The organism is Amycolatopsis sp. NPDC058278 (assembly GCF_042881395.1).
In the GTDB taxonomy this organism is placed as follows: Bacteria; Actinomycetota; Actinomycetes; order Mycobacteriales; family Pseudonocardiaceae; genus Amycolatopsis.
In genome coordinates, this window is sequence record NZ_JBHVXZ010000052.1 from 20,715 (window position 1) to 42,031 (window position 21,317).

Annotated in this window: 22 protein-coding genes; 17 read left to right on the plus strand and 5 right to left on the minus strand. The window is 73.1% G+C overall.

What is annotated here, in order from left to right:
- Window positions 1–1,482, minus strand: a complete 1,482-nt coding sequence (locus tag ACFVYA_RS25970) for a bifunctional phosphatase PAP2/diacylglycerol kinase family protein (protein ID WP_387048577.1) — start codon at window positions 1,480–1,482, stop codon at window positions 1–3.
- Window positions 1,483–1,625: 143 nt separating this feature from the next.
- On the opposite strand from ACFVYA_RS25970, the gene pafA reads away from it, so the two are divergent.
- Window positions 1,626–2,984 carry a Pup--protein ligase gene (pafA, locus tag ACFVYA_RS25975; protein ID WP_285992048.1) on the plus strand — a complete coding sequence of 453 codons (1,359 nt, stop codon included), beginning with the start codon at window positions 1,626–1,628 and terminating at the stop codon, window positions 2,982–2,984.
- Between the two features lie 97 nt (window positions 2,985–3,081).
- A complete protein-coding gene (locus ACFVYA_RS25980; protein ID WP_387048580.1) occupies window positions 3,082–4,107 on the plus strand; it encodes a WD40/YVTN/BNR-like repeat-containing protein in 1,026 nt (341 codons plus the stop codon).
- Here ACFVYA_RS25980 and ACFVYA_RS25985 read toward each other — a convergent pair.
- Window positions 4,104–4,802, minus strand: coding sequence for an SDR family oxidoreductase (locus ACFVYA_RS25985; protein WP_387048582.1), 699 nt, complete (start codon window positions 4,800–4,802; stop codon window positions 4,104–4,106). The two genes, ACFVYA_RS25980 and ACFVYA_RS25985, sit on opposite strands and share 4 nt — an antisense overlap.
- 32 nt (window positions 4,803–4,834) lie before the next feature.
- Window positions 4,835–5,758 carry an NADP-dependent oxidoreductase gene (locus ACFVYA_RS25990; protein ID WP_387048583.1) on the minus strand — a complete coding sequence of 308 codons (924 nt, stop codon included), beginning with the start codon at window positions 5,756–5,758 and terminating at the stop codon, window positions 4,835–4,837.
- A gap of 108 nt (window positions 5,759–5,866) precedes the next feature.
- Between ACFVYA_RS25990 and ACFVYA_RS25995 the strand changes: the two genes are divergently transcribed.
- The 7 genes from ACFVYA_RS25995 to ACFVYA_RS26025 all read left to right on the plus strand — a co-directional run bounded on the left by ACFVYA_RS25995 (window position 5,867) and on the right by ACFVYA_RS26025 (window position 10,776).
- Window positions 5,867–6,298 carry a winged helix-turn-helix transcriptional regulator gene (locus tag ACFVYA_RS25995; RefSeq protein ID WP_387048585.1) on the plus strand — a complete coding sequence of 144 codons (432 nt, stop codon included), beginning with the start codon at window positions 5,867–5,869 and terminating at the stop codon, window positions 6,296–6,298.
- Between the two features lie 9 nt (window positions 6,299–6,307).
- A complete protein-coding gene (locus ACFVYA_RS26000; protein WP_387048587.1) occupies window positions 6,308–7,291 on the plus strand; it encodes a helix-turn-helix transcriptional regulator in 984 nt (327 codons plus the stop codon).
- A complete protein-coding gene (locus ACFVYA_RS26005) occupies window positions 7,288–8,268 on the plus strand; it encodes a helix-turn-helix transcriptional regulator (RefSeq protein ID WP_387048588.1) in 981 nt (326 codons plus the stop codon). The genes ACFVYA_RS26000 and ACFVYA_RS26005 overlap by 4 nt, the downstream gene beginning before the upstream one ends.
- A 9-nt stretch (window positions 8,269–8,277) precedes the next feature.
- Window positions 8,278–8,490, plus strand: coding sequence for a bacteriophage holin (locus ACFVYA_RS26010; protein ID WP_285992041.1), 213 nt, complete (start codon window positions 8,278–8,280; stop codon window positions 8,488–8,490).
- A 31-nt stretch (window positions 8,491–8,521) separates the two neighbouring features.
- Entirely contained in the window at window positions 8,522–8,836 is a 315-nt protein-coding gene (gene tatA, locus ACFVYA_RS26015) for a Sec-independent protein translocase subunit TatA (protein ID WP_387048590.1), read from the plus strand.
- A gap of 87 nt (window positions 8,837–8,923) precedes the next feature.
- Window positions 8,924–9,895 carry a twin-arginine translocase subunit TatC gene (gene tatC, locus ACFVYA_RS26020; RefSeq protein ID WP_387048591.1) on the plus strand — a complete coding sequence of 324 codons (972 nt, stop codon included), beginning with the start codon at window positions 8,924–8,926 and terminating at the stop codon, window positions 9,893–9,895.
- On the plus strand, window positions 9,895–10,776 hold the full coding sequence (locus ACFVYA_RS26025; protein ID WP_387048593.1) for a diacylglycerol/lipid kinase family protein: 882 nt from the start codon (window positions 9,895–9,897) through the stop codon (window positions 10,774–10,776). The genes tatC and ACFVYA_RS26025 overlap by 1 nt, the downstream gene beginning before the upstream one ends.
- On the opposite strand, the gene ACFVYA_RS26030 is transcribed toward ACFVYA_RS26025, so the two are convergent.
- Window positions 10,773–11,348 (minus strand): hypothetical protein, encoded by a 576-nt coding sequence (locus ACFVYA_RS26030; protein WP_387048595.1) that lies wholly within the window; start codon window positions 11,346–11,348, stop codon window positions 10,773–10,775. The two genes, ACFVYA_RS26025 and ACFVYA_RS26030, sit on opposite strands and share 4 nt — an antisense overlap.
- A gap of 148 nt (window positions 11,349–11,496) precedes the next feature.
- Here ACFVYA_RS26030 and ACFVYA_RS26035 point away from each other — a divergent pair, with 148 nt between their 5' ends.
- The 4 genes from ACFVYA_RS26035 to ACFVYA_RS26050 all read left to right on the plus strand — a co-directional run bounded on the left by ACFVYA_RS26035 (window position 11,497) and on the right by ACFVYA_RS26050 (window position 17,808).
- Window positions 11,497–14,328: a DEAD/DEAH box helicase gene (locus tag ACFVYA_RS26035; protein ID WP_387048597.1), complete on the plus strand. Its 2,832-nt coding sequence runs from the start codon at window positions 11,497–11,499 to the stop codon at window positions 14,326–14,328.
- A gap of 159 nt (window positions 14,329–14,487) precedes the next feature.
- Window positions 14,488–15,258 (plus strand): DUF4333 domain-containing protein, encoded by a 771-nt coding sequence (locus ACFVYA_RS26040; RefSeq protein WP_387048599.1) that lies wholly within the window; start codon window positions 14,488–14,490, stop codon window positions 15,256–15,258.
- Between the two features lie 78 nt (window positions 15,259–15,336).
- Window positions 15,337–16,539, plus strand: coding sequence for a GNAT family N-acetyltransferase (locus ACFVYA_RS26045; protein WP_387048601.1), 1,203 nt, complete (start codon window positions 15,337–15,339; stop codon window positions 16,537–16,539).
- Between the two features lie 54 nt (window positions 16,540–16,593).
- Entirely contained in the window at window positions 16,594–17,808 is a 1,215-nt protein-coding gene (locus ACFVYA_RS26050) for a GNAT family N-acetyltransferase (RefSeq protein ID WP_387048602.1), read from the plus strand.
- Here ACFVYA_RS26050 and ACFVYA_RS26055 read toward each other — a convergent pair.
- Window positions 17,805–18,749, minus strand: a complete 945-nt coding sequence (locus ACFVYA_RS26055; RefSeq protein ID WP_387048604.1) for a 5'-3' exonuclease H3TH domain-containing protein — start codon at window positions 18,747–18,749, stop codon at window positions 17,805–17,807. The two genes, ACFVYA_RS26050 and ACFVYA_RS26055, sit on opposite strands and share 4 nt — an antisense overlap.
- A 404-nt stretch (window positions 18,750–19,153) precedes the next feature.
- Here ACFVYA_RS26055 and ACFVYA_RS26060 point away from each other — a divergent pair, with 404 nt between their 5' ends.
- The 4 genes from ACFVYA_RS26060 to ACFVYA_RS26075 are packed head-to-tail and all read left to right on the plus strand — an operon-like array spanning window position 19,154 to window position 21,305.
- On the plus strand, window positions 19,154–20,296 hold the full coding sequence (locus ACFVYA_RS26060; protein WP_387048605.1) for a M24 family metallopeptidase: 1,143 nt from the start codon (window positions 19,154–19,156) through the stop codon (window positions 20,294–20,296).
- The gene (locus tag ACFVYA_RS26065; RefSeq protein WP_285992032.1) at window positions 20,293–20,748 is read left to right on the plus strand and encodes an Lrp/AsnC family transcriptional regulator; all 456 of its coding nucleotides are present in this window, start codon (window positions 20,293–20,295) and stop codon (window positions 20,746–20,748) included. The genes ACFVYA_RS26060 and ACFVYA_RS26065 overlap by 4 nt, the downstream gene beginning before the upstream one ends.
- A 46-nt stretch (window positions 20,749–20,794) precedes the next feature.
- The gene (locus ACFVYA_RS26070) at window positions 20,795–21,019 is read left to right on the plus strand and encodes a hypothetical protein (protein ID WP_086852548.1); all 225 of its coding nucleotides are present in this window, start codon (window positions 20,795–20,797) and stop codon (window positions 21,017–21,019) included.
- Window positions 21,006–21,305, plus strand: a complete 300-nt coding sequence (locus ACFVYA_RS26075) for a hypothetical protein (protein WP_013226701.1) — start codon at window positions 21,006–21,008, stop codon at window positions 21,303–21,305. Before ACFVYA_RS26070 ends, ACFVYA_RS26075 begins: the two co-directional genes overlap by 14 nt.
- Window positions 21,306–21,317: the final 12 nt, after the last annotated feature.

Below are 21,317 nucleotides of genomic sequence, written 5' to 3' on the forward strand. Positions count from 1 at the left end.
TTAAAGGCGGTAGAGGGTCAAGGCGCTGGGACGCGACCGGAAGCGGAACCGGTTGCCGAGCGGGCCGACCTCGCCGTCGGTGGCGACGCGGCGGTTGCCGTCGAGCAGCTCGACGTCCAGTTCGGGCAGGTCGAGCTCCTGGTAGACGTGGCTGGCGGCGAGGCTGCGGGTGATCATCGCGAGCAGGAACCGGGCCCGGGAGTAGGGCAGGTCGGCGCGCAGGTAGCGGATGTCCAGCAGGCCGGTGTCGAGCGCGGGGCGCCGGCTCGGGGCGAACCCCTTGGGCGCGTACGTGCCGTTGCCGACGAACAGCAGCCAGACCTGCGCCCGCTTGCCGTTGAGCCGGACGGTCAGCGGCTTGGCGTGCCGCAGCGTCCTGGCCAGCGCGATCGCGGCCGAAGGCCACTTCGGGTGCTTCTCCTGCAGCTTCTCCCGCAGCCGCACCATCTCCGGGTAGCCGCCCAGGCTGGCGGTGTTGACGAACCAGCGGTGGTCCGCCTCGCCGGCGCCGTCGATCTCGACTTCACCCAGGTCGACGCGGACCGCGTTGCCGACCTCGGTGGCCGCGTCGGCGTCGGGCATCGAGCTGACGCCGACGTCGCGGGCGAAGTGGTTGAGCGTCCCCGCCGGGACCAGGGCGAGCGGCAGGTCGCGTTCGGCGGCGACCGAGGCCACCGCCGCGACGGTGCCGTCCCCACCCGCGACGGCCAGCGCGCGGACCGTGCCACGGGCGTCGATCTCGGCTTCGAGCTGGGCGCGCAGGCCCCGCTCGGGATCCGGGTAGAGCAGCGTGGCCTTGGGCCAGGCGAACTTGACGTCCTCGGTCGGGTCTTGGCCGGCGACGCCGGAGTTCGGGTTGACGACGGCGAGCATGTCCTCGCCGTCGACCATCTCGGGCGCGTCGGCGTCGTGGGCCGTGCGGCCCGGGACGTCGTCGTGCAGGGGCCACCAGTGCCGGGTGGCCAGTCCCACGCCGACGCCGATACCCAGGCCGACACCGACGTCGGAGGGCCAGTGCACGCCGGTGTGCACCCGCGAGTAGGCCACGGCCAGCGCCAGCGGCGCCACGACGAGCCCGGCCCGCGGCGACTCCATCGCCACCGCCGTCGCGAACGCGGCCGCGGACGCGGAGTGGCCGGAGGGGAAGGACGAGGACGTGGGCCGTTTCCGCAGGCGGCGGCGCATCGGTGTCTCTTCTTCGGCCGGGCGGCGGCGGGGGAAGAGCGGTTTCCCGATCAGGTTGGCCGCGGCGCTGGCCCCGGCGATCGCCACGACCCCGCGCAGCGCGCCCCGGCGGGTCGCGCCCGGGCGGGCGGCCAGCAGCGCGGCGACACCCCACCACAGGCGTGATTTGTTCGCCGATCTCGACAACGTCATCAGCGCGTCGTCGACCTTCGAGGCGGGCAACGAGGCACTGCGGCGCATCAGGGCGCGGTCGGTCCGGCCGACCCGCCGGAAGGCCCGGATGAGCTGGTGTGACAAGGAGTCCGCCTTCCGCACGTCGTCAAGAGCTGTGCTCCAATCGTGCCTGATTCGGGGAGATTTCACCGTCTGTGGCGTACTGAGGGCGTGTCGACGCCCGAACGGCGCACCGTCGAAGGGGGTGCAGCGCCTACTCTGGTGGAATGCAGCGGCGGATCTTTGGCATCGAGACCGAGTTCGGGGTCACGTGCACCTTCCACGGACAACGCAGGCTCTCGCCCGACGAGGTGGCGCGGTACCTGTTCAGGCGGGTCGTGTCGTGGGGACGCTCCTCCAACGTGTTCCTGTCGAACGGCTCGCGGCTCTACCTCGACGTCGGCTCGCACCCCGAGTACGCGACGGCCGAATGTGACGACCTGGTCCAGCTCGTCACCCACGACAAGGCCGGGGAGCGGATCCTCGAGGACCTGCTGGTCGACGCCGAACGGCGGCTCGCCGACGAAGGCATCGGCGGCGACATCTTCCTGTTCAAGAACAACACCGACTCGGCGGGCAACTCCTACGGCTGTCACGAGAACTACCTGGTGACCCGGGCGGGGGAGTTCTCCCGGATCGCGGACGTGCTGCTCCCGTTCCTGGTGACCCGCCAGCTCATCTGCGGTGCCGGCAAGGTGCTGCAGACCCCGCGCGGCGCGGTCTACTGCCTCTCCCAGCGTGCCGAGCACATCTGGGAGGGCGTTTCGAGCGCGACCACCCGCTCGCGGCCGATCATCAACACCCGCGACGAGCCGCACGCCGACGCCGAGCGCTACCGGCGCCTGCACGTCATCGTGGGCGACTCGAACATGGCCGAGCCGACGACCATGCTCAAGGTCGGCTCGGCGAACCTGGTCCTCGAGATGATCGAGGCCGGCGTCCAGTTCCGCGACTTCACCCTGGACAACCCGATCCGGGCGATCCGCGAAATCAGCCACGACCTCACCGGCCGCCGCCAGGTGCGGCTGGCGGGCGGGCGCGAGGCCTCGGCGCTGGACATCCAGCGCGAGTACCACGCCCGCGCGATCCAGCACATCAAGGACAACGGCACGACCGCGGCGAACGAGCGCGTCGTCGAGCTGTGGGGCCGGGCCCTGGACGCGGTCGAGCAGCAGGACTTCGGCAAGATCGACACCGAGATCGACTGGGCGATCAAGCACCGGCTGGTCGAGCGCTACCGGCACAAGCACGACCTGGACCTGTCCAGCCCGCGCATCGCCCAGCTCGACCTGGCCTACCACGACATCCGCCGGGGCCGGGGCATCTTCGACCTGCTCCAGCGCAAGGGCCTGGTCCGCCGGGTCACCGACGACGGCGAGATCGAAGCCGCCAAGGACACCCCGCCGCAGACGACCCGGGCGAAGCTGCGCGGCGACTTCATCGCCGCCGCCCAGGCCGCGGGCCGCGACTTCACCGTCGACTGGGTGCACCTGAAGCTGAACGACCAGGCCCAGCGCACGGTCCTGTGCAAGGACCCGTTCCGCTCGGTCGACGAGCGGGTGGAACGCCTGATCAGCTCGCTCTGACCCACCGTCCATGCGGGCCACCCCGGAACCCGGGGTGGCCCGCACGGCTGTCCGCGTGCGACGAAAGTCGGTTCCCGGGTGCGGGAGGATCGGGCGCATGCGTCTCGTGCTGATCGTGCTCGCCCTGCTGGTTTCGATCGCGGCTCCGGCGTCGGCGCGGGAGCACCCGCCGAGGTGGGAGCTCACGCCGACGGGGGTCACCGCCCAGTTCCGCGGCCTGTCGGCGGTCAGTGCCCGGGTCGCGTGGGTCAGCGGCACGCAGGGCACCGTCCTGCGCACCCTCGACGGCGGCCGTACCTGGGCGCCGGTCGGGCCGCCCGGGACCGAGGCGCTCCAGTTCCGCGACATCGAAGCCTTCGACGCCGACCACGCCGTGGTCCTCTCCATCGGGCCGGGCACCGACTCCCGCGTCTACCGGACCGACGACGGCGGCGCGCACTGGCGCCAGACGTTCCAGAACACCGACGCGGCGGCGTTCTACGACTGCCTCGCCTTCTTCGACCCGTGGCGTGGCCTGGCGATGAGCGACCCCGTCGACGGCCGGTTCCGGGTGCAGGCCACCTTCGACGGCGGCCGCAGCTGGCGGCCGGTGCCCGACAGCGGCTTCCCGCCCGCGCTGCCCGGTGAGGCCGGGTTCGCGGCCAGCGGCCAGTGCGTCACCACGGCCGGGCCGTTCGACGCCTGGCTCGCGACGGGCGGCGGCGCGACCGCCCGGGTGCTGCACTCCGGTGACGGCGGCCGGCACTGGACGGCGTCGGGCACGCCGTTGCCCAGCAGCCCGTCGGCGGGCGTGTTCGCCCTGGCCTTCCGCTCACCGTCCGAGGGCATCGCGATCGGTGGCGACTTCGCGAACCCGGACGCGCCCGGCCCGGCCGTCGCGCTCACCCGGGACCGCGGCCGCACCTGGACCACCCCGGCCCAGTACCCGGCCGGCTACCGCTCCGGGCTGGCCTGGCGCGGCGGGACGGTGCTCGCGGTCGGTCCCGGCGGCAGCGACTACAGCCCCGACGGCGGGCGGCACTGGACGTCGTTCGACACGGGCAGCTTCGACAGCGTCGACTGCGCCGGGGCGCACTGCTGGGCCAGTGGTGCCGGAGGCCGCGTCGCCCGCCTGGGCTCCTAGAGCACCTGGCCGGTCGGGCGGACCATGATCTCGTTGACGTCGACCGAGGGCGGCTGCCGGAGGGCGTAGAGGACCGCGCGGGCGATGTCGTCCGCGGCCAGCTTCGGCTTCTTGCGCTGCTCGTCGCTGAGGATGTCGGTGTCGGTGATGCCCGGGTTGATCAGCGTGACCCGGACACCGGTGCCGACGGCCTCCTCGCGGATGGCGCCGGCCATCCCGGTCACGGCCCACTTCGTGGCGGAGTAGAGGCTGGCGTTGCGGATGTAGCGGCCGGCGACCGAGCCGGTGATGAGCAGGTGCCCGGCGGTTTCCTTGAGCGCGGGCAGGGCGGCGCGGGCGGTGTAGGCGGCGCCGAGGACGTTGGTGCGGACCATGGGCTCCCACGCCGTGGGATCGGGGTCGTCGGTGCCGAAGAACGAGGTCCCGGTGCCGATGCCGGCGTTGGCGAAGGCGGCGTCGAGCCGCCCGAACTTTTCGACGGTCTCGGCGACGGCTCCGGAGATGCTCGGCCAGTCCCCGACATCGGCGGCGACGGCGATGGCCCGGTCCTCGCCGAGTTCGGCGGCGAGGGGCGTGACGGACTCGGCCTTGCGGGCGACGAGGGCGACCTTGAAGCCGGCTTCGGCGGCCAGGCGTGCGGTCGCGGCGCCGAGGCCGCGCGAGGCGCCGGTGATGAGGAGAACGCGATCATCCATGCACTCCAGGTTATGGGGGCCCGGGCCGGTTCTCACGGCACCAGGACGAGCCGGCCGCGCAGGCCGCCCGCGGCCAGCCGTTCGTGCGCGGCCGCCGCCTCGGCCAGGGGCCGGACTCCGGCCACGCGCAGGGGGAGCGTGCCGTTCTCCGCCAGGCGGGCCAGCTCGGCCAGGCGTTCGCCGTCCGCGCGGATCCAGACGGTGCGGACGCGGATCCCGCGGAGGGGGATCGGGGCGGCGCCCGCCGCGAACGCCACGAACTCGCCGCCGCCCCGGACCGCGTCGAGCGCGTCCAAGCCGAGCAGTGCGGTGTCGAGTGCGGCGTCCACCCCGCCCGGGACCACCGCGCGGACCCGGTCGGCCAGCGACGGGCCGCGTGGCACGAACTCGTCGGCGCCGAAGGCCCGGACCTGCGCTTCGTCGGCTTCGGAGGCCACCGCCACCACGCGGAGCTTCCGGGTGCGCGCGAGAGCGACGGCATACCCGCCGACCGCTCCGCCCGCCCCGGTGACCAGGACCGTCCCGGTGGTTTCGACGAGGTCGAGCGCCTGTGCGGCGGTGAGGGCGTTCAGCGGCAGGGTCGCGGCTTCGACCGGCGAAACACCTACCGGAGCAGGCGCGACCGCCGACGCGTCCAGGACGATGTGCTCGGCGTGGGTGCCGAGCGGCGTGGCGATCCGGTCGCGCAGGCCGATCACCGCCTCGCCCACCCGGAACCCGGTGCCCCCGGCATCGTCGATCTCCCCGGCGACGTCCCACCCCAGCCCGAGCACCTCCCGCGCGGGAACCACCCCCGCCGCACTCAGCACCCCGCTCCTGGTCGCCAGGTCCACCGGGTTCACCGCGGCCGCCGCCACCCGGATCCGCACCTGGCCCGGACCCGGCTCGGGCACGGGTACCTCGGCGAACTCCAGCACCTCCGGCCCACCGAACCGCCGGACCACCACCGCACGCATCGCCTGCTCCTCTCGACCGGGAAACCTTCCGCAGCAAACGTATGGGGAGCTACTCTCCATCGGGAAGTACGCACTTGCAGGTGCCCACCGAACGAGGAGGTTCGCCCGGTGCCCACGCGCACGGCGGAACAGCGGCGGCAAGCCGAAAAGGCCGCCTACGACGCCTACCTGGCGGCGTGCCCCACCCGGAAGCTGCTGGACGAGATCGCCGGCAAGTGGGTCAGCCTCGTCCTGGTCGCGCTCGGTGACGGCCCGCAGCGCTACAGCGACCTTTCGCGGCGCATCGCCGGGGTCAGCCAGAAGATGCTCACCCAGACCCTGCGGGTGCTCGAACGGGACGGTCTGGTGCGCCGCGAAGTGACGCCGGCGGTGCCCGTCCGCGTCGAGTATTCCCTTACGCCACTGGGGGAATCGCTGCGCGCGCTGATGGCCGGGTTCAAGGCGTGGGCGGAGGCCAACTTCGAAGCCGTCGACGCCGCCCGGACCGATTACGACGCGCGTACCCCGGACCTCACGATCGGGCCGGGCGGTGCGGGCTAGGCTCTACGGGTGTCCACCGCACGCGCCGAACGGCTGGTCAATCTGGTGCTGGCCCTGTTGTCCACCCGGCAGTACCTCACTGCCGAGAAGATCCGCGGCATCGTGCCCGGCTACGGCGACGCGGCCAGCGACGAGGCCTACTTCCGGATGTTCGAACGGGACAAGACCGAGCTGCGCGAGCTCGGCATCCCGTTGGAGACCGGCCGCAACTCCGCGTTCGACGCGATCGAGGGCTACCGCATCGCGCGCCGCGACTACGAACTCGGCGAGATCGACCTCGCCCCCGACGAAGCCGCCGCGGTCGCGCTGGCGTCCCGGCTGTGGGACTCCCCGGAGCTGACCGGCCAGGCGCAGGGGGCGCTCGTGAAGCTGCGCGCCGCCGGCCTGGAGGTCGACGACCAGGCGCCCACCGTGGTCGAGCCGCGCGTGCGCGCCGAACCGGCGTTCGGGCCGCTGCTGGCCGCGGTCCAGAACGGCCAGGCCGTCCGCTTCGAGTACCGCCGCAGCGGTTCCCCGGAGCGGATCATGCGCACCCTGGAACCCTGGGGCGTGGTGTCGTGGCGGGCCCGCTGGTACGTCGTCGGGCACGACCGCGACCGCGGCGCCACCCGCTGCTTCCGGCTCTCCCGCGTCACCGGGCAGGTCCGCCCGGTCGGCAAGCCCGGCGAGGTCCGGCGCCCCGAGAGCGTCAACCTGCTCAAGCTCGTCACGGCCACCGGCGACAGCGAACCGGCCCCGGTCACCACCGCCCGGGTCTGGGTCGCCGACGGCCGCGCGGCCGGCGTCCGCCGCCGCGGCACCGTGGTCGGCCGCGCGAGCGTCGACGGCGAAGAGGGCGACCTCGTGGAGATCGGCCTGCTCTACCCGGAATCGGCCGCCGACTGGATCAGCGCGCAAGGCCCGGACGTCGTCGTGTTCGAACCCGACGTGCTGGCCAAGAGCGTCCAGGACCGGCTGGAAGCCGTCGTCGCCCGGCAGGTGAGTGCCCGGTGAGCGGGTCCACCGACCGGATGCCGAGACTGCTCGCTCTCGTGCCGTACCTGCTGGCGCGCCCGGGCATCCGCGTCGACGAGGCCGCGCAGGACTTCGACGTCACGCCGAAGCAGCTGCGCAAGGACCTCGAGCTGCTGTGGATGTGCGGGCTGCCCGGCTACGGCCCCGGCGACCTGATCGACCTGTCCTTCGAGGGCGACACGATCATCGTCACCCACGACGCCGGGATGAGCCGCCCGTTGCGCCTGACCGGCGGCGAGGCGACCGCGCTGCTGGTGGCGCTGCGCGCGCTGGCCGAGACCCCGGGCGTGGTCGACGGCGACGCCGTCCGCCGCTCCATCGCCAAGATCGAAGCCGCCGCCGGGCAGGCCCAGCCGGCCGGCGTGGTCGTCGGCGGAGGAGTGCGCGAGGGCAAGAAGACCGCGCGGACCCGCGAGGAGGTCGCCCGCGCGCTGCAGGACGGGCGCGCGCTGCGGATCCGCTACTACACCGCCTCGAAGGACCAGATCACCGAGCGCACGGTCGACCCGATGCGGCTGCTGATCGTCCAGGCCGTCGGCTACCTCGAGGCCTGGTGCCGCCGCGCCGAAGGCGTCCGGCTGTTCCGGCTCGACCGGATCGACGAGCTGACCGTCCTCGAAGAGCCGTCGCGGCCGCCCGCGCACGCCCACCCCACCGACATCTCCGACGGTGTCTTCCGCGAGCGTCCCGACCAGCGGGAGGCCGTCCTGGTCCTCGACCCGGACGCACGCTGGGTAGCCGAGTACTACCCGTGCGAGGAGCTCGACGAGCTCGACGGTGGCCGGCTGCGGATCCGGATGCGCTACGCCGACCAGTCGTGGATGGTGCGCCTGGTGCTGGGCCTGGGCGGGGAAGCGCTGGTGGAGAGCCCGGCCGACCTCGCGTCCGACGTCGGCCGCCGGGCCGCCGACGCGGTGGCCCGAGCCCGTCACCTTCCGTCAACCTGCGACCACTAGGCTGGTCGCGTGCCGTACCTGCCCACCGCCCTGCTCATCCTGATCGGCCTCGCCGGCCTCGTGGTCCTGCTGGTGCGGACCGTCAAGGTCTTGCGTGCCTTCCGGCAAACCACAAGCATGGTGGCTACGAACACCCAGGACCGGGCGGGGCTCGTGCGCGCCCGGTCGGCGGCGTTGCGCGTCGCGTTCGCGCAGCGCCACCGCAAAGCGGAAAACCAGTAACATCCCTACCAGACGCAGATAGGAGGCCACCATGCTGAACGGATTGCAGCCGTGGCATTTGATCATCTTGGTGCTCGTCGTCGTGCTGCTGTTCGGGGCCAAGAGGCTTCCCGACGCGGCCCGGTCCATCGGCAAGTCCATGAAGATCTTCAAGGCCGAGACCAAGGATCTCACCGGCGACAAGGCCGCGGTGCACGAAGACGCCGAGCCCGTCGAGACGAAGCAGATCCCGGCCACGCCCGCCGCGCCCGCATCGACCGACCAGCAGGTCGCCGACCTGCAGCGGCAGCTCGACGAGCTGAAGAAGCAGCAGGCGGCCGAGCAGCCGCAGAAGAACGTCAGCTGAGCGGCTCCGGCCACACCCGGTCCCCGGTCCACGGAGCGCGCCGAATCCGGCGCGCTCCGGCGGACTCCGACGAGAACGGAACAACCCGTGGCGGAACCCGCCTCCGGAAACGGTGACAGCCGCAGTTCCAAGCGGCGCAAGCGCAGCCGTCGCACCAACCCCGACGGCACGATGACGCTCATCGAGCACATCTACGAGTTCCGCCGCCGTCTCGGCTTCGCGCTGCTCGCCGTCGTCATCGGCGGCATCTTCGGGTTCATCTGGTTCGAGACCAACCTCGGGCCGATCCCGTCGCTTGGTGACCTCATGATCGGGCCGTACTGCCAGATACCGGCGCAGCAGCGCCTCAACGGCATCGACGGCTGCCGGCTGCTGCAGACCGTGCCGTTCGAGTCGTTCATGATCCGGCTGCAGGTCGGTGTCGCGGCGGGCGCGGTCGTCATGTCCCCGGCGTGGCTGTACCAGCTCTGGGCGTTCATCGCGCCGGGTCTGTACTCGAAGGAACGCAAGTACGCGCTGACCTTCGTCAGCTTCGCTTCGGTGCTGTTCGCCACCGGCGCGGTGCTCGCCTACCTCCTCGTGCCGCACGCTCTGGAACTGCTCACCAGCTTCGGCCAGGACCAGTTCGTCACCGCGCTGACCGCGGACAAGTACATCTCCTTCATCCTGTCGCTGCTGGTGATCTTCGGGGTGAGCTTCGAGCTCCCGCTGCTGGTCGTGATGCTCAACCGCGTCGGCGTCGTGAAGTACGTGCAGCTGAAGAAGTGGCGTCGGGGCATCGTGTTCGCGCTGTTCGTCTTCGCGGCGTTCGCCACGCCCGGCTCGGACCCGTTCTCGATGCTCGGCCTGGCAGCCGCGCTCACCGTGCTGTTCGAGATCGCCATCCAGCTCGCCCGGTGGCACGACCGGAAGAAGGACAAGCTGCGCACCGACGAGGGCTGGGACCAGCTCGCCGACGACGAAGCCGCGCCGTTCGACTACACGCCGAGCACCGTCGACGACGAGCCCTCCACCCCGACCGCGTCCGGCGGCCGCTCGAGCACCGACGACGTCACCTAGTGGGGATCCACGCCGCGCTCGCCGTGCACCCGGCGTCGGGGCACGGCGCGGCGGCCCGGATCGCCGACACCGTCGCCGAGCGGCTGCGCACCGCCGTGGACCGGCTCGATGTGCTCGTCGCCCACTCCGTCGAGGAGTCCCGGGCGCTGATGCGGTCGTCCCACGCCGCCGGGCTCGACGTCCTGATCGTGCTCGGCGGGGACGGCGCCGCCCACCAGGGCGTCCAGTTCTGCGCGAACCACGACGTCGCGCTCGGCCTGGTCCCGGCGGGCACCGGCAACGACTTCGCCCGCGCCCTCGGCCTCCCCGGCGAGCCGCTCCCGGCGGTCGACGCGCTGGTCGCCGCCCTGCGCTCGGGCGCCCGCCGGCGGATCGACCTCGGCCGCGTGGGCGACACCTGGTTCGCGACGGTGCTGTGCGCGGGGTTCGACGCGAGCGTCAACGAACGCGCCAACCGGATGCGCTGGCCGTCCGGGCCGCGCCGCTACGACGTCGCGATCCTGGCCGAACTGGCGGCGTTCCGCTCCCGCCCGGTGGTCGTCGACACCGGCACCGGCCGCCTCGAACTCGACGCGACACTCGTGGCGATCGGCAACACCCCCTTCTACGGCGGCGGCGTCCCGATCTGCCCGACGGCCGATCCCGAGGACGGCGTCTTCGACGTCACGATCATCGGCCACGCCACCCGCCGCGGCCTGATCCGCCTGCTCCCGGGCCTGCGCACCGGCAAGCACCTCACCCACCCGGCGGTCCGCACGCTGCGCGCCCGCTCGGTGACCCTGGCCGGCAACACCTGGCCCGCCTACGCCGACGGCGAACCGCAGGGCACGGTCCCGGTGACGGCCAGCTGCGTGCCGGGCGCCCTCACGGTGCTGGCCTAGCGGTCGTAGCCGCCCGCCCGTGCTACCAGGTGCCGGAAGTGTGCCGGGGTCAGCAGCCGTCCTGCCTCGGCGAAGTAGACGCCGCCGCAGCGGTGGCAGAACCAGCCCTGCTCCCACACCTGCTGGGCCGCCGGGACCCCGCGCCGCTGTCGCCGGTGCGCCCGCACGCGCCGCACGTACAGCCACACCAGCACGCCGGCCGCCACGTACACGCACACCGAAGGCAGCGAGAACAGCGCGACACCCAGCGCCTTCGCCGCCGCGCCGCCGGGCGGCGGGTCCTCGGACGCCGAGAACGGCAACAGCAGGAAACAACTGCCGGCCATGGCCAGCACGATCGCCGCCGCCAGCAGGCCGCCGCCGCGGCGCGGGGGAGGGAAGGGGTCCAGTGCCCGGGCCACCGCCGTCACCGACACGCCGCTGACCTGGCTGCTCGTCACGACGACGCCGTCACCGGCGGGCACGGTGACCATCGGGCCCTGGCCGCGGTAGAAGGAGTGCCCGCCGTGGTAGACCGCCGGCACGTGCTGCACCCGGTCCAGCTGCCCGCAGCCGGGACACGGTTCGATCATCGGGACCTCCTTCCGCCGCTCCGACGCGCCCGCCCGCCGTCCGGTTCCCGCGCCCGGCCCTCGCGTATAACGACCTATACCGCCCGGCGCGCCACGCCGTCGGTCACGCGGCGTGCGGACTGCCCGGGGGATGTGAAACGCTGACGAGGTGGCCAGTAGCCCTTCTCCGTCCCCGGCCGAGGCCTATTCGGCCTCCGCGCGCCGCGGGAAGTACCCCCAGCTGACGCGCTTCGCCGCGGAAGCGTCCTTCGAGTTCGACCGGTTCCAGATCCGCGGGTGCGAGGCCCTCGAAGACGGCCACGGCGTGCTGGTCTGCGCGCCCACCGGGGCGGGCAAGACCGTGGTCGGCGAGTTCGCCGTGCACCTGGCGCTCGCCGAGGGCCGCAAGTGCTTCTACACGACGCCGATCAAGGCGTTGTCGAACCAGAAGTACGCCGACCTCGTGGCCCGGTACGGCTCCGGCGCCGTCGGCCTGCTGACCGGGGACACCTCGATCAACGGCAACGCGCAGGTGGTCGTGATGACCACCGAGGTGCTGCGCAACATGCTCTACGCGGGCTCGTCCACGATCATCGACCTCGGTTACGTCGTGATGGACGAGGTCCACTACCTCGCCGACCGGTTCCGGGGCGCGGTGTGGGAAGAGGTCATCCTGCACCTGCCCGAGCACGTCCGCGTGGTGGGGCTGTCGGCGACGGTCAGCAACGCCGAGGAGTTCGGCGAGTGGCTGGTGGAGGTCCGGGGCGACACGACGGTCGTCGTGGACGAGCACCGGCCGGTCCCGCTCTGGCAGCACATGCTGGTGGGGAACCGGCTGCTGGACCTGTTCGCCGGGGACGACGTGCACGCGCCGGGTGCCGAGCTGCGGATCAACCCGACGCTGCTGCGCCGGACGGAGGAGATCGGCCGCCAGTACGCGCCGGCGGGGTTCCGCGGGCCGCGGGGCCGGCGGGGTGCGCCGCCGCGGATGCCGCGGTTCCGGCCGCCGTCGCGGGTCGACGTCGTCGAGCAGCTGGACCGGGCCGGGCTGCTGCCGGCGATCGTGTTCATCTTCTCCCGCGCCGGCTGCGACGCCGCGGTGGCGCAGTGCGTCCGGTCGGGGTTGCGGCTGAACGGGCCGGGTGAGGTCGAGGAGATCCGGCGGGTCATCGAGGAGCGCACCGCGGATCTGCCCGAAGGTGACCTGGGTGTGCTGGGGTACTGGGAGTGGCGGGAGGCGCTGGAGCGCGGGATCGCCGGGCACCACGCCGGGTTGCTGCCGGCGTTCAAGGAGACCGTCGAGGAGCTGTTCGTCCGCGGGCTGGTGAAGGTCGTGTTCGCCACGGAGACCTTGGCACTGGGGATCAACATGCCCGCCCGGACGGTCGTGCTCGAGCGGCTGGTGAAGTACAACGGCGAGGCGCACGTCGACCTGACGCCGGGGGAGTACACGCAGCTCACCGGCCGGGCCGGGCGGCGGGGCATCGACGTGGAGGGGCACGCGGTCGTCGCGTGGCAGCCGGGGGTGGATCCGAAGCAGGTGGCCGGGCTGGCGTCGACGCGGACCTATCCGCTGCGGTCGTCGTTCCGGCCGGGCTACAACATGGCGGTCAACCTGGTGGCGCAGGTCGGCGCGACCGAGGCGCGTGAGCTGCTGGAGCAGTCGTTCGCGCAGTTCCAGGCCGACCGGTCGGTGGTGGGCACCGCGCGCCGGATCGAGCGGAACAAGGAAGCGCTGAAGGGCTACACGGCCGCGGTGACCGGCGATTTCGACGAGGTCCTGGAGTACGTCGAGCTGCGGGCGAAGATTTCGGCGCGGGAGAAGGCGTTGTCGCGGCAGAACACGGCCGTGCGGCGGGCCGGGACCGCGGAGTCGCTGGAGAAGCTGCGCAAGGGTGACGTCATCGCGGTGCCGGCCGGGCGGCGGGCGGGGCTGGCGGTCGTGGTCGATCCGGGGCTGGACCCGATCCGGGAGCCGCGTCCGGTGGTGGTGACCGAGGACCGGTGGTCGGGGCCGTTGTCGGTGGCGGACTTTCCGGCGCCGGTGGAGGCGCTGGGGCGGATCAAGCTGCCCAAGCACATCGAGCTGCGGTCGCCGCGGACGCGCCGGGACATCGCTTCGGCGCTGCGCAACGCCGGGATTTCGCTGCCGGGCCGGCAGGCGCGGCGGTCGGGGGCGAACGAGGACGGGGAGCTGGCCGCGTTGCGGCGGGCGCTGCGGGCGCACCCGTGTCACGGGCTGGCCGAGCGCGAGGCGAACCTGCGCTGGGTCGAGCGGTACCAGCGACTCACCGCGGAGACGCAGCAGCTGGAGCGGAAGGTCGCGGCGACGACGCACTCGCTGGCGCGGGCGTTCGACCGGATTCTGGCGCTGCTGGGCGAGCGCGGCTATCTGGCAGCGGCGCAGAGCGCCTCCGTTGAGGGTGGTGGCGGGGGCATGGATGGACTGGGGCCGGAGTCGGCCGGGGATGGCGAGGATCGCGTCACCGAGCACGGCCGGCGGCTGACGCGGCTCTACAGCGAGTCGGACCTGCTGGCCGCCGAGTGCATCCGGCACGGCGTGTGGCGGAAGCTGAACCCCGCCGAACTGGCCGCGGTCGTGTCGACGCTCGTGTTCGAGGCGCGCCGGGACACCGCCGGTGAGCCGCGGCTGCCGGGTGGGGCGGTGCCCGAGGCGTGGCAGGAGACGGCGCGGCTGTGGGTGGAGCTGACCGAGGACGAGCGGCGGCACCGGCTCGATCGGACCCGGGAGCCCGACGCGGGGTTCGCGTGGCCGGTTTATCGGTGGGCTCGTGGTGAATCCTTGGAGAAGGTCCTCACCGCGGCCGAGGCCAACGGCCAGGAGCTGTCGGCCGGTGATTTCGTGCGCTGGTCGCGTCAGGTGATCGACCTGCTCGACCAGATCCGGGACGTGCTCGGCAAGGCGGATCCGGTGGGTGCGGCGGCGGCGGAGGCGGTGAAGGTCCTGCGCCGCGGAGTCGTGGCCGCGGGCGCGGCGTGAACTCGGTGTTAGCCCTGTTCGGTGGCTGCGCGGGCGGTGAGCGTGGACACGTGTGCTCGGCTCCGACCTGTGGTTGGATCGCGTGCGACACCGTGTGTGCGCGGCTTGCCGGTGTTTCGGGGTGGACAGCGAGATGAGCGAAGCAGGCGGAGGCAGACGATGAGCACGCCGTATGGCGGCAACGACCCACAGCAGCCCCAGTACGGGCAGCAGCCGGGCGGCGCGTACCCGCCGAGCGGTTCGCAGGAGCAGCCGCAGTGGGGGCAGTCGCAGCAGCCTTCTTACGATCCGAACCAGCAGCAGCCATGGGGCCAGCCGCAGCAGCCCCAGCAACCGCCCCAGTACGGGCAGCAGCCGGGCGGGTACACCCCGCCGCAGCAGCCGCAGTGGGGCCAGCAGCCGCCGCCCTACGGGCAGCAGCCCGGAGGTGGGTACCCGCAGAGCGGGCCGCAGGCCCAGCCGCAGTACGGGCAGCAGCCCGGTGGGGCGTACCCGCAGAGCGGGCCGCAGGCGCAGCCGCAGTACGGGCAGCAGCCGGGCGGCCAGTACGACTACGGCCAGCAGCAGTTCCCCGGCACGGCCGCCCCGGAGGGGGAGAAGCCGGCGAAGTCGAAGAAGGGCCTGCTGATCGGCGTGGTCGCGGCGATCGTGGCCGTCGCGGTGTTCCTGGTCCTGGGGTTCGTCGCGCCCGGGTTCCTGAAGACGCAGGTCTTCAACAACACGCAGATGCAGACCGACGTGCAGAAGCTGCTGACCGAGACGTACAAGATCGACGGCGTCACCGGTGTCACCTGCCCCGCCGAGCAGAAGGTGGAGGACGGGGCGAAGTTCGCCTGCACCGCCACGATCGCCGGGAAGCAGCAGCAGGTGCCGATCACCGTGAAGGGCGACGGCGGCAACTACGAGGTTTCCCCGCCCGTCGCCAAGTAGCGACCGCCGGCGACCCCGAGGTCCGGCCGCCGGAGGTTCCGGTGGCCGGGCTTCGTCGTTTCCGGAGATGATCCGGGCATGAGCGACTTCGAGATCCGGACGCTGGGCACCGGGGAGCACCGGGCGGCGAGCAACCTGTTCCGGGAGACCGTGCACTTCCCGCCGTCCGACGATGCCGAATGGGTGTACGCGGCGCGGTACTACCAGCCCGGGGGTGCGATCGGGGCGTTCGATCCGGAGCTCATCGGGACGGCGCGGTTCTTCGACGCGGAGCTGACGGTGCCCGGTGGGGCGCGGTTGCCGATGGTGGGTGTCACCTCCGTGGGGGTGCGCGCCGATCGCACCCGCCGGGGGGTGCTGCGGGCGCTGATGACGACGCAGCTGGCGGAGTTCGCCGCGCGCGGGGTGGTGTTCGCGAACCTGCTGGCGTCCGAGGCCGGGATCTACAGCCGGTTCGGCTACGGCTTGGCCACGCGGTACCGCACCTACAGCGTCGACCGGCACCGGGCGCGGCTGCGGCCGGACGCTCCGGTGGGCGGGGAGCTGGAACTGCTGGACCTCGGCCGGGCGCTGGAGGTCTGCCCCGGCGTCTACGACGGTCTCGAGCGCCGCCCGGGGATGATGTCCCGGCCGGAGGTGCTGTGGCGGCTCTACGAGACGCAGCTGCGGCGGCACGCTTCGCCGGTGAAGGCGGTCGTGCACCACGGGCCAGGGGGGCCGGACGGCTTCGCGACCTACTACGTCGAGGGCCCGCTCGCCCACCCGTGGACCAAGACCCTGGAGGTGGCGGACCTGTTCGCCGGCTCCGCGACCGCGTTCGCGGCGCTGTGGCGGTTCCTGCTCGGCGTCGACCTGGTCGATCGGGTCGTCGCCGATTCGCGGCCGCTGGACGATCCGATCGAGCTGCTGCTCGCCGATCACCGGAGCGGGAACGTCGACCGGATCGGTGACGAGCACTGGATCCGGCTCGTCGACGTCCCGGCCGCGTTGGCCGGCCGGACCTACGGGCACGCCGACGCGGTGGTCGTCGAGGTCGACGACCCGCTGCTGCCCGGTAACAGCGGCAGCTACCTCGTCGGCCCGGACGGTGCCGAGCGCACGGAGCGGCCGGCCGGGCTCCGCCTGGACGTCACCACCCTGGCCATGGTCTACCTCGGTACCTGGCGGCCTTCGGCGCTGGCGGCGGCCGGCCGGATCGAGGTGCGTGACCCGGCCGCTCCCGAGGCCGCGGACCTGCTCTTCGGCACCCGGCTGGCGGCCTGGAGCGGCAGCCACTTCTGAGCCGCCGCGGAAAACCGCGTGCCGGGGCGGATGTGCCGCGGCAAGATCGGGTGGATGACCGCCTTCGACGTCCGCCAGATCACCGAAGAGGAGCGGCGCGGCACGTTCGACCTGCTGCGCCGCGCGTTGCACAGCCGGCCCGTCCCCGACGACCTCTGGGCCCGGGTCGGGGAGTCCTGGCCCGCCGCGCACAAGTTCGGTGCGTTCGACGGCGGGAGCCCGATCGGGATCGTGAGCTCCTACGACACCGAGATCGCCGTTCCGGGTGGGCGGACGCTGCCGGTCGCCGCGGTGGAGGGCGTCGGCGTCCGCGCCGACCGGACCCGCCGGGGCGTGCTGAGCGCGATGATGGCCGCCCAGCTGGCCGATTTCGTGGCGCGCGGGCTGCCGCTGGCGGTCCTGCACGCCAGCGAACCCACCATCTACGGGCGGTTCGGCTACGGCTCGGCCGCCCTCGGCAAGACCTTGCGGCTGACGCGGCCGGCGGCCCGGCTCCACGAGCGCGTCGTCACCGGGGGTGCGGTCCGGCTGCTGACGCCCGAGGAGGCGGTGAAGGAGATTCCCGGGCTGTACCGGCGGATCGGGCTGCACCGGCCGGGCATGATCGGGCGGCCGGAGCGGTGGTGGCCGATCTCGCACGACCGGCACGTGAGCGGGGACGGCCACCTGGTCGCGGTCCACAGTGGACCGGATGGGGACGACGGCTTCGTCGTGTACGCCACGATCAACCGCCGGTCGTTCGATGCACCCGACCGCGGTGCGGTGCTGGACGTCCACGACCTGCACGCCGCCGGCCCGGCCGCGCGGGCCGCGCTCTGGCGGTTCCTGCTGTCGGTGGACCTGGTCTCCGAGGTGCACGCCCGCCACCGCCCGGTCGACGAGCCGCTGGCCCTGATGCTGACCGATCACCGGCACGCGGCCACGGCCGCCGTCGAGGACGACCTGTGGCTGCGTCCGGTCGACGTCGCGGCCGCGCTCGCCGCCCGGACCTACCGCGCGGCCGGACCGGTGGTGCTCGCGGTGACCGACCGCCTGCTGCCGGCCAACTCCGGGCACTACGAGATCGGCCCGGACGGCGCCCGGCGCACCGGCGCCGCCGCGGACCTGGCCCTCGACGTCGACACGCTCGGCATGCTCTACCTCGGGCAGTGGGCCGCGACGACGCTGGCGGACGCGGGCCGCATCGACGTCCGCGACGCGGCGGCGCTCGTGCGGGCCGACGAGCTGTTCACCACGACGGCCGCGCCGTGGTGCGGCACGTCCTTCTAGGTGCCGGGAAGGGCCTTGATCAGCCGTTCGACCGACTGGCCGAGGTTCCACCGTTCGGCCAGCTCGGCGACCCGGGCGGGGTCGGCCGGTGTCGCGGGCACGAGGTCGGGGCGTGACTGCTCCACCGGCGCGTCGACCGCCACCCGGACCACGGTCGGGGCGACGGCGAGGTAGTCCGCCGCATCCTTCAGCCGCAGCCGCGTCTTGAGCGGAACCGCGGCGTCCCCGGCGCCGGCCGCGGCCAGCAGGGCTTCGAGCGACCCGAACTGCGTGATCAGCTTCGCGGCGGTTTTCTCGCCGATGCCCGCGACGCCGGGCAGGCCGTCGGAGGGGTCGCCGCGCAGGGCGGACATGTCCGCGTACGCCGGCCCGGCGGTCTCGCGGGGCAGGCTGTAGCGCTCGGCGATCTCGGCCGGCCCGAGGACTTCGGCCTTGGCCCAGCCCTTGCCGACGTAGACGACCGACGCGGGCGAGGGTTCGCTGCGCACGAGCTGGAAGAGGTCCCGGTCACCGGTGATCACCTCGACCGGGTCGGACTTTTCGCGGGTCGCCAGCGCGCCGATGACGTCGTCGGCCTCGTAGCCGGCGGCTTCGGCGGTGGCGAACCCGAACGCTTCGAGCAGGTCGAGGATGATCGGCACCTGCGGGGTGAGGGTGTCGGGCACCTCTTCGACGTCCGGGCCGCTGCCGGTCTCTTCGGCCACCCGGTGCGCCTTGTAGCTGGGCAGCAGGTCGGTGCGGAACTTCGGCCGCCAGTCGGCGTCGAGGCAGCAGACCAGCCGCGTGGGCCGCCGGTCGGTGAGGATCCGCGCGATCGTGTCGGCGAACCCGCGCACGGCGTTGACCTGCGTCCCGTCGGCGGCGCGCATCGAGTCGGGCAGGGCGAAGAAGGAGCGGAAGTACAGGCTCGCGGAGTCGAGCAGGGCAAGGGGTCCGGTCACCCGCACAGCCTGCCATGCCCCGGCCCGGGTCAGGGGCAAGCCACGCGACTCGGCCCGGGAGGTGGAAGGCGCCCGGGGTGGGGGCCGCGGGGGCGGGCCGCTGTACGGATCGGCGCGGCCGGACGGCGCTGTTGGGATCCGGCGCAACGGGAAAGCCGGGCGTGGCCGCGCGGGCGCTGGGGTCGGCGCCGCGCTGATTCGCGCAGTGGAGACGCCGTGCGAAGCCGGGCGCCGTTTCGATGAGGCGCTCACCCCGGCCGCCACCCGCCTCGGCAGGCGCCGGTGGGGCTCGCGCCGCGGGCCGCGGCGGTGCCGGGGCGGGCTTGCCGGCTGCGTCACCCGGCCCGGCATGTCGTGGGCCCGGGCGCGTCCGCCGGTCGCGGTGCCCCACTAGGCTCGGCTTCATGTCGCGCCGTTCCCTCCACACGCCCGCTCCCGATGCCGCCGCCCTGCGGGCGCGGCTGGACCGTGCCCGCGCTGCCGCGGCCGCCGCGGGCACCGATGCCCTGCTGATCGCCCCCGGCTCCGACCTGCGGTACCTGCTCGGGCAGGCCGGGGGCTCGTTCGAGCGGCTCACCACCCTCGTCGTCCCCGCCGACGGCACGCCCGCGCTGGTCGTGCCGAAGCTGGAGGCGCCCGGGTACGCCGACGTCCCCACCGATGACCTCGGCGTGGAGCTGCTGACCTGGGTCGACGGCGACGACCCGTACAAGCTCGTCGCCGATCGGCTCGGCAAGCCCGGCCGGGTCGCCGTCAGCGACTTCACCCCGGCCCTGCACGTCCTCGCGCTGCGGGCCGCGCTCGGGGAGGCCGAGCAGACCCTGGCCGGCCCGGTCGTACGGGAACTGCGGATGCGCAAGGACGCCGCCGAGATCGCGTCGCTGCGCGAAGCCGGCGCGGCGATCGACCGGGTGCACGCCCGCGTCCACGAGTGGCTGCGGCCAGGCCGCACCGAGGCCGAGGTCGGCGCCGACATCGCCGCGGCCATCGTCGAGGAGGGCCACGTCCAGGCGGACTTCGTGATCGTCGGTTCCGGCCCGAACGGCGCCAGCCCGCACCACGACGTCTCCGACCGCGTCATCGAGAAGGGTGACGTCGTGGTCGTCGACATCGGCGGCCCGCTGCCGGCCGGCTACAACTCCGACTCCACCCGCACCTACGCCGTCGGCGAGCCGCGGGACGCCGACGTGGCCGAGACCTACGCGGTGCTGCAGCGGGCCCAGGCCGCCGCGGTCGCCGCGGTCGAGCCGGGCGTCACCGCCGAGCAGGTCGATGCCGCCGCGCGGGACGTCATCGCCGAGGCGGGCTTCGGCGAGTACTTCATCCACCGCACCGGGCACGGCATCGGCCTGGACGTGCACGAGGAGCCGTACATCATCGCCGGGAACGCGCTGCCGCTGGAGCCGGGCATGGCCTTCAGCGTCGAGCCGGGCATCTACCAGCCGGGCCGGTGGGGCGCCCGGATCGAGGACATCGTGATCGTCACCGGAGACGGGGCCGAGTCCGTGAACAACCAGCCGCACGAGCTCGTCGTGCTGGACGCATGACGGTCGGCGGCCTGGAGCCGCTGGACCAGGCGATCGTCCAGGAGCTCGCGGCCGACGGACGGCGCAGCTTCACCGACCTCGCCGAGCGGGTCGGGCTGTCGGTGTCGGCGGTGCACCAGCGGGTGCGCCGCCTCGAGCAGCGCGGGGTCATCCTCGGCTACACCGCGCGGCTCGACGGCGAACAGATCGGCCTGCCGCTGACGGCGCTGATCTCGCTGACGCCGAACGACCCGGGTGCGCCGGACGACTACCCGCAGCGGATCCAGCACATCAAGGAGATCGAGTCGTGCTACTCCGTGGCCGGCGACGAGTCCTACATCCTGCTGGTGCGCGTCCAGTCGCCGCTGGCCCTGGAGGACCTGCTGCGCCGGATCCGGGAGGCCGCGAAGGTGTCGACCCGGACGACGGTGGTGCTCTCTACGCCGTTCGAGGGACGTTCGCCGACGTTCTGACCCCGGCGCTCCGCCCGGCGGCCGGGACGCTGGTACGGTAAAAGGTATGGCAACACGTAAGGTCACTCTTTCGCTGGACAGCGGCGCGCTGGAATTCGCCGAACGAGCCGCGAAAGCCCACGGAATCTCGGTCTCGTCCTGGCTCTCGAAGGCGGCCAGGCGCGAGGCGGTGCGCACGGGTTACACCCCGCAGAGGCCGGAACCGGCCGTCGCGGAATCGGACGAGGCCGAACGCAGCGCGGCGGAAAAGGATCTGCGTGCGCAGGGGTGAAGTCTGGACGTACCACCCCCCGACCGACCCGGCCCGGCAGCGCACGGTGGTGCTGCTGTCCTCGGACGGGGTGAACGAGTCCGAGCGCCCGTGGCTGCTCGGCACCGAACTGCTCGACCGCGACCCGATGGACATCCTCGGCGTGGCGGTCGACGCCCGCTACTGGGTGTCGACGCTCAACCTCACCCGGCTCTACCGCCCGTGGTTCGACGAGCGGATCGCCGAGATCGACCAGGACGTCCAGGAACGCATCGACATCGCGTTGCGGGCCGCCCTCGACCTCTGAGACCGGTCCTCC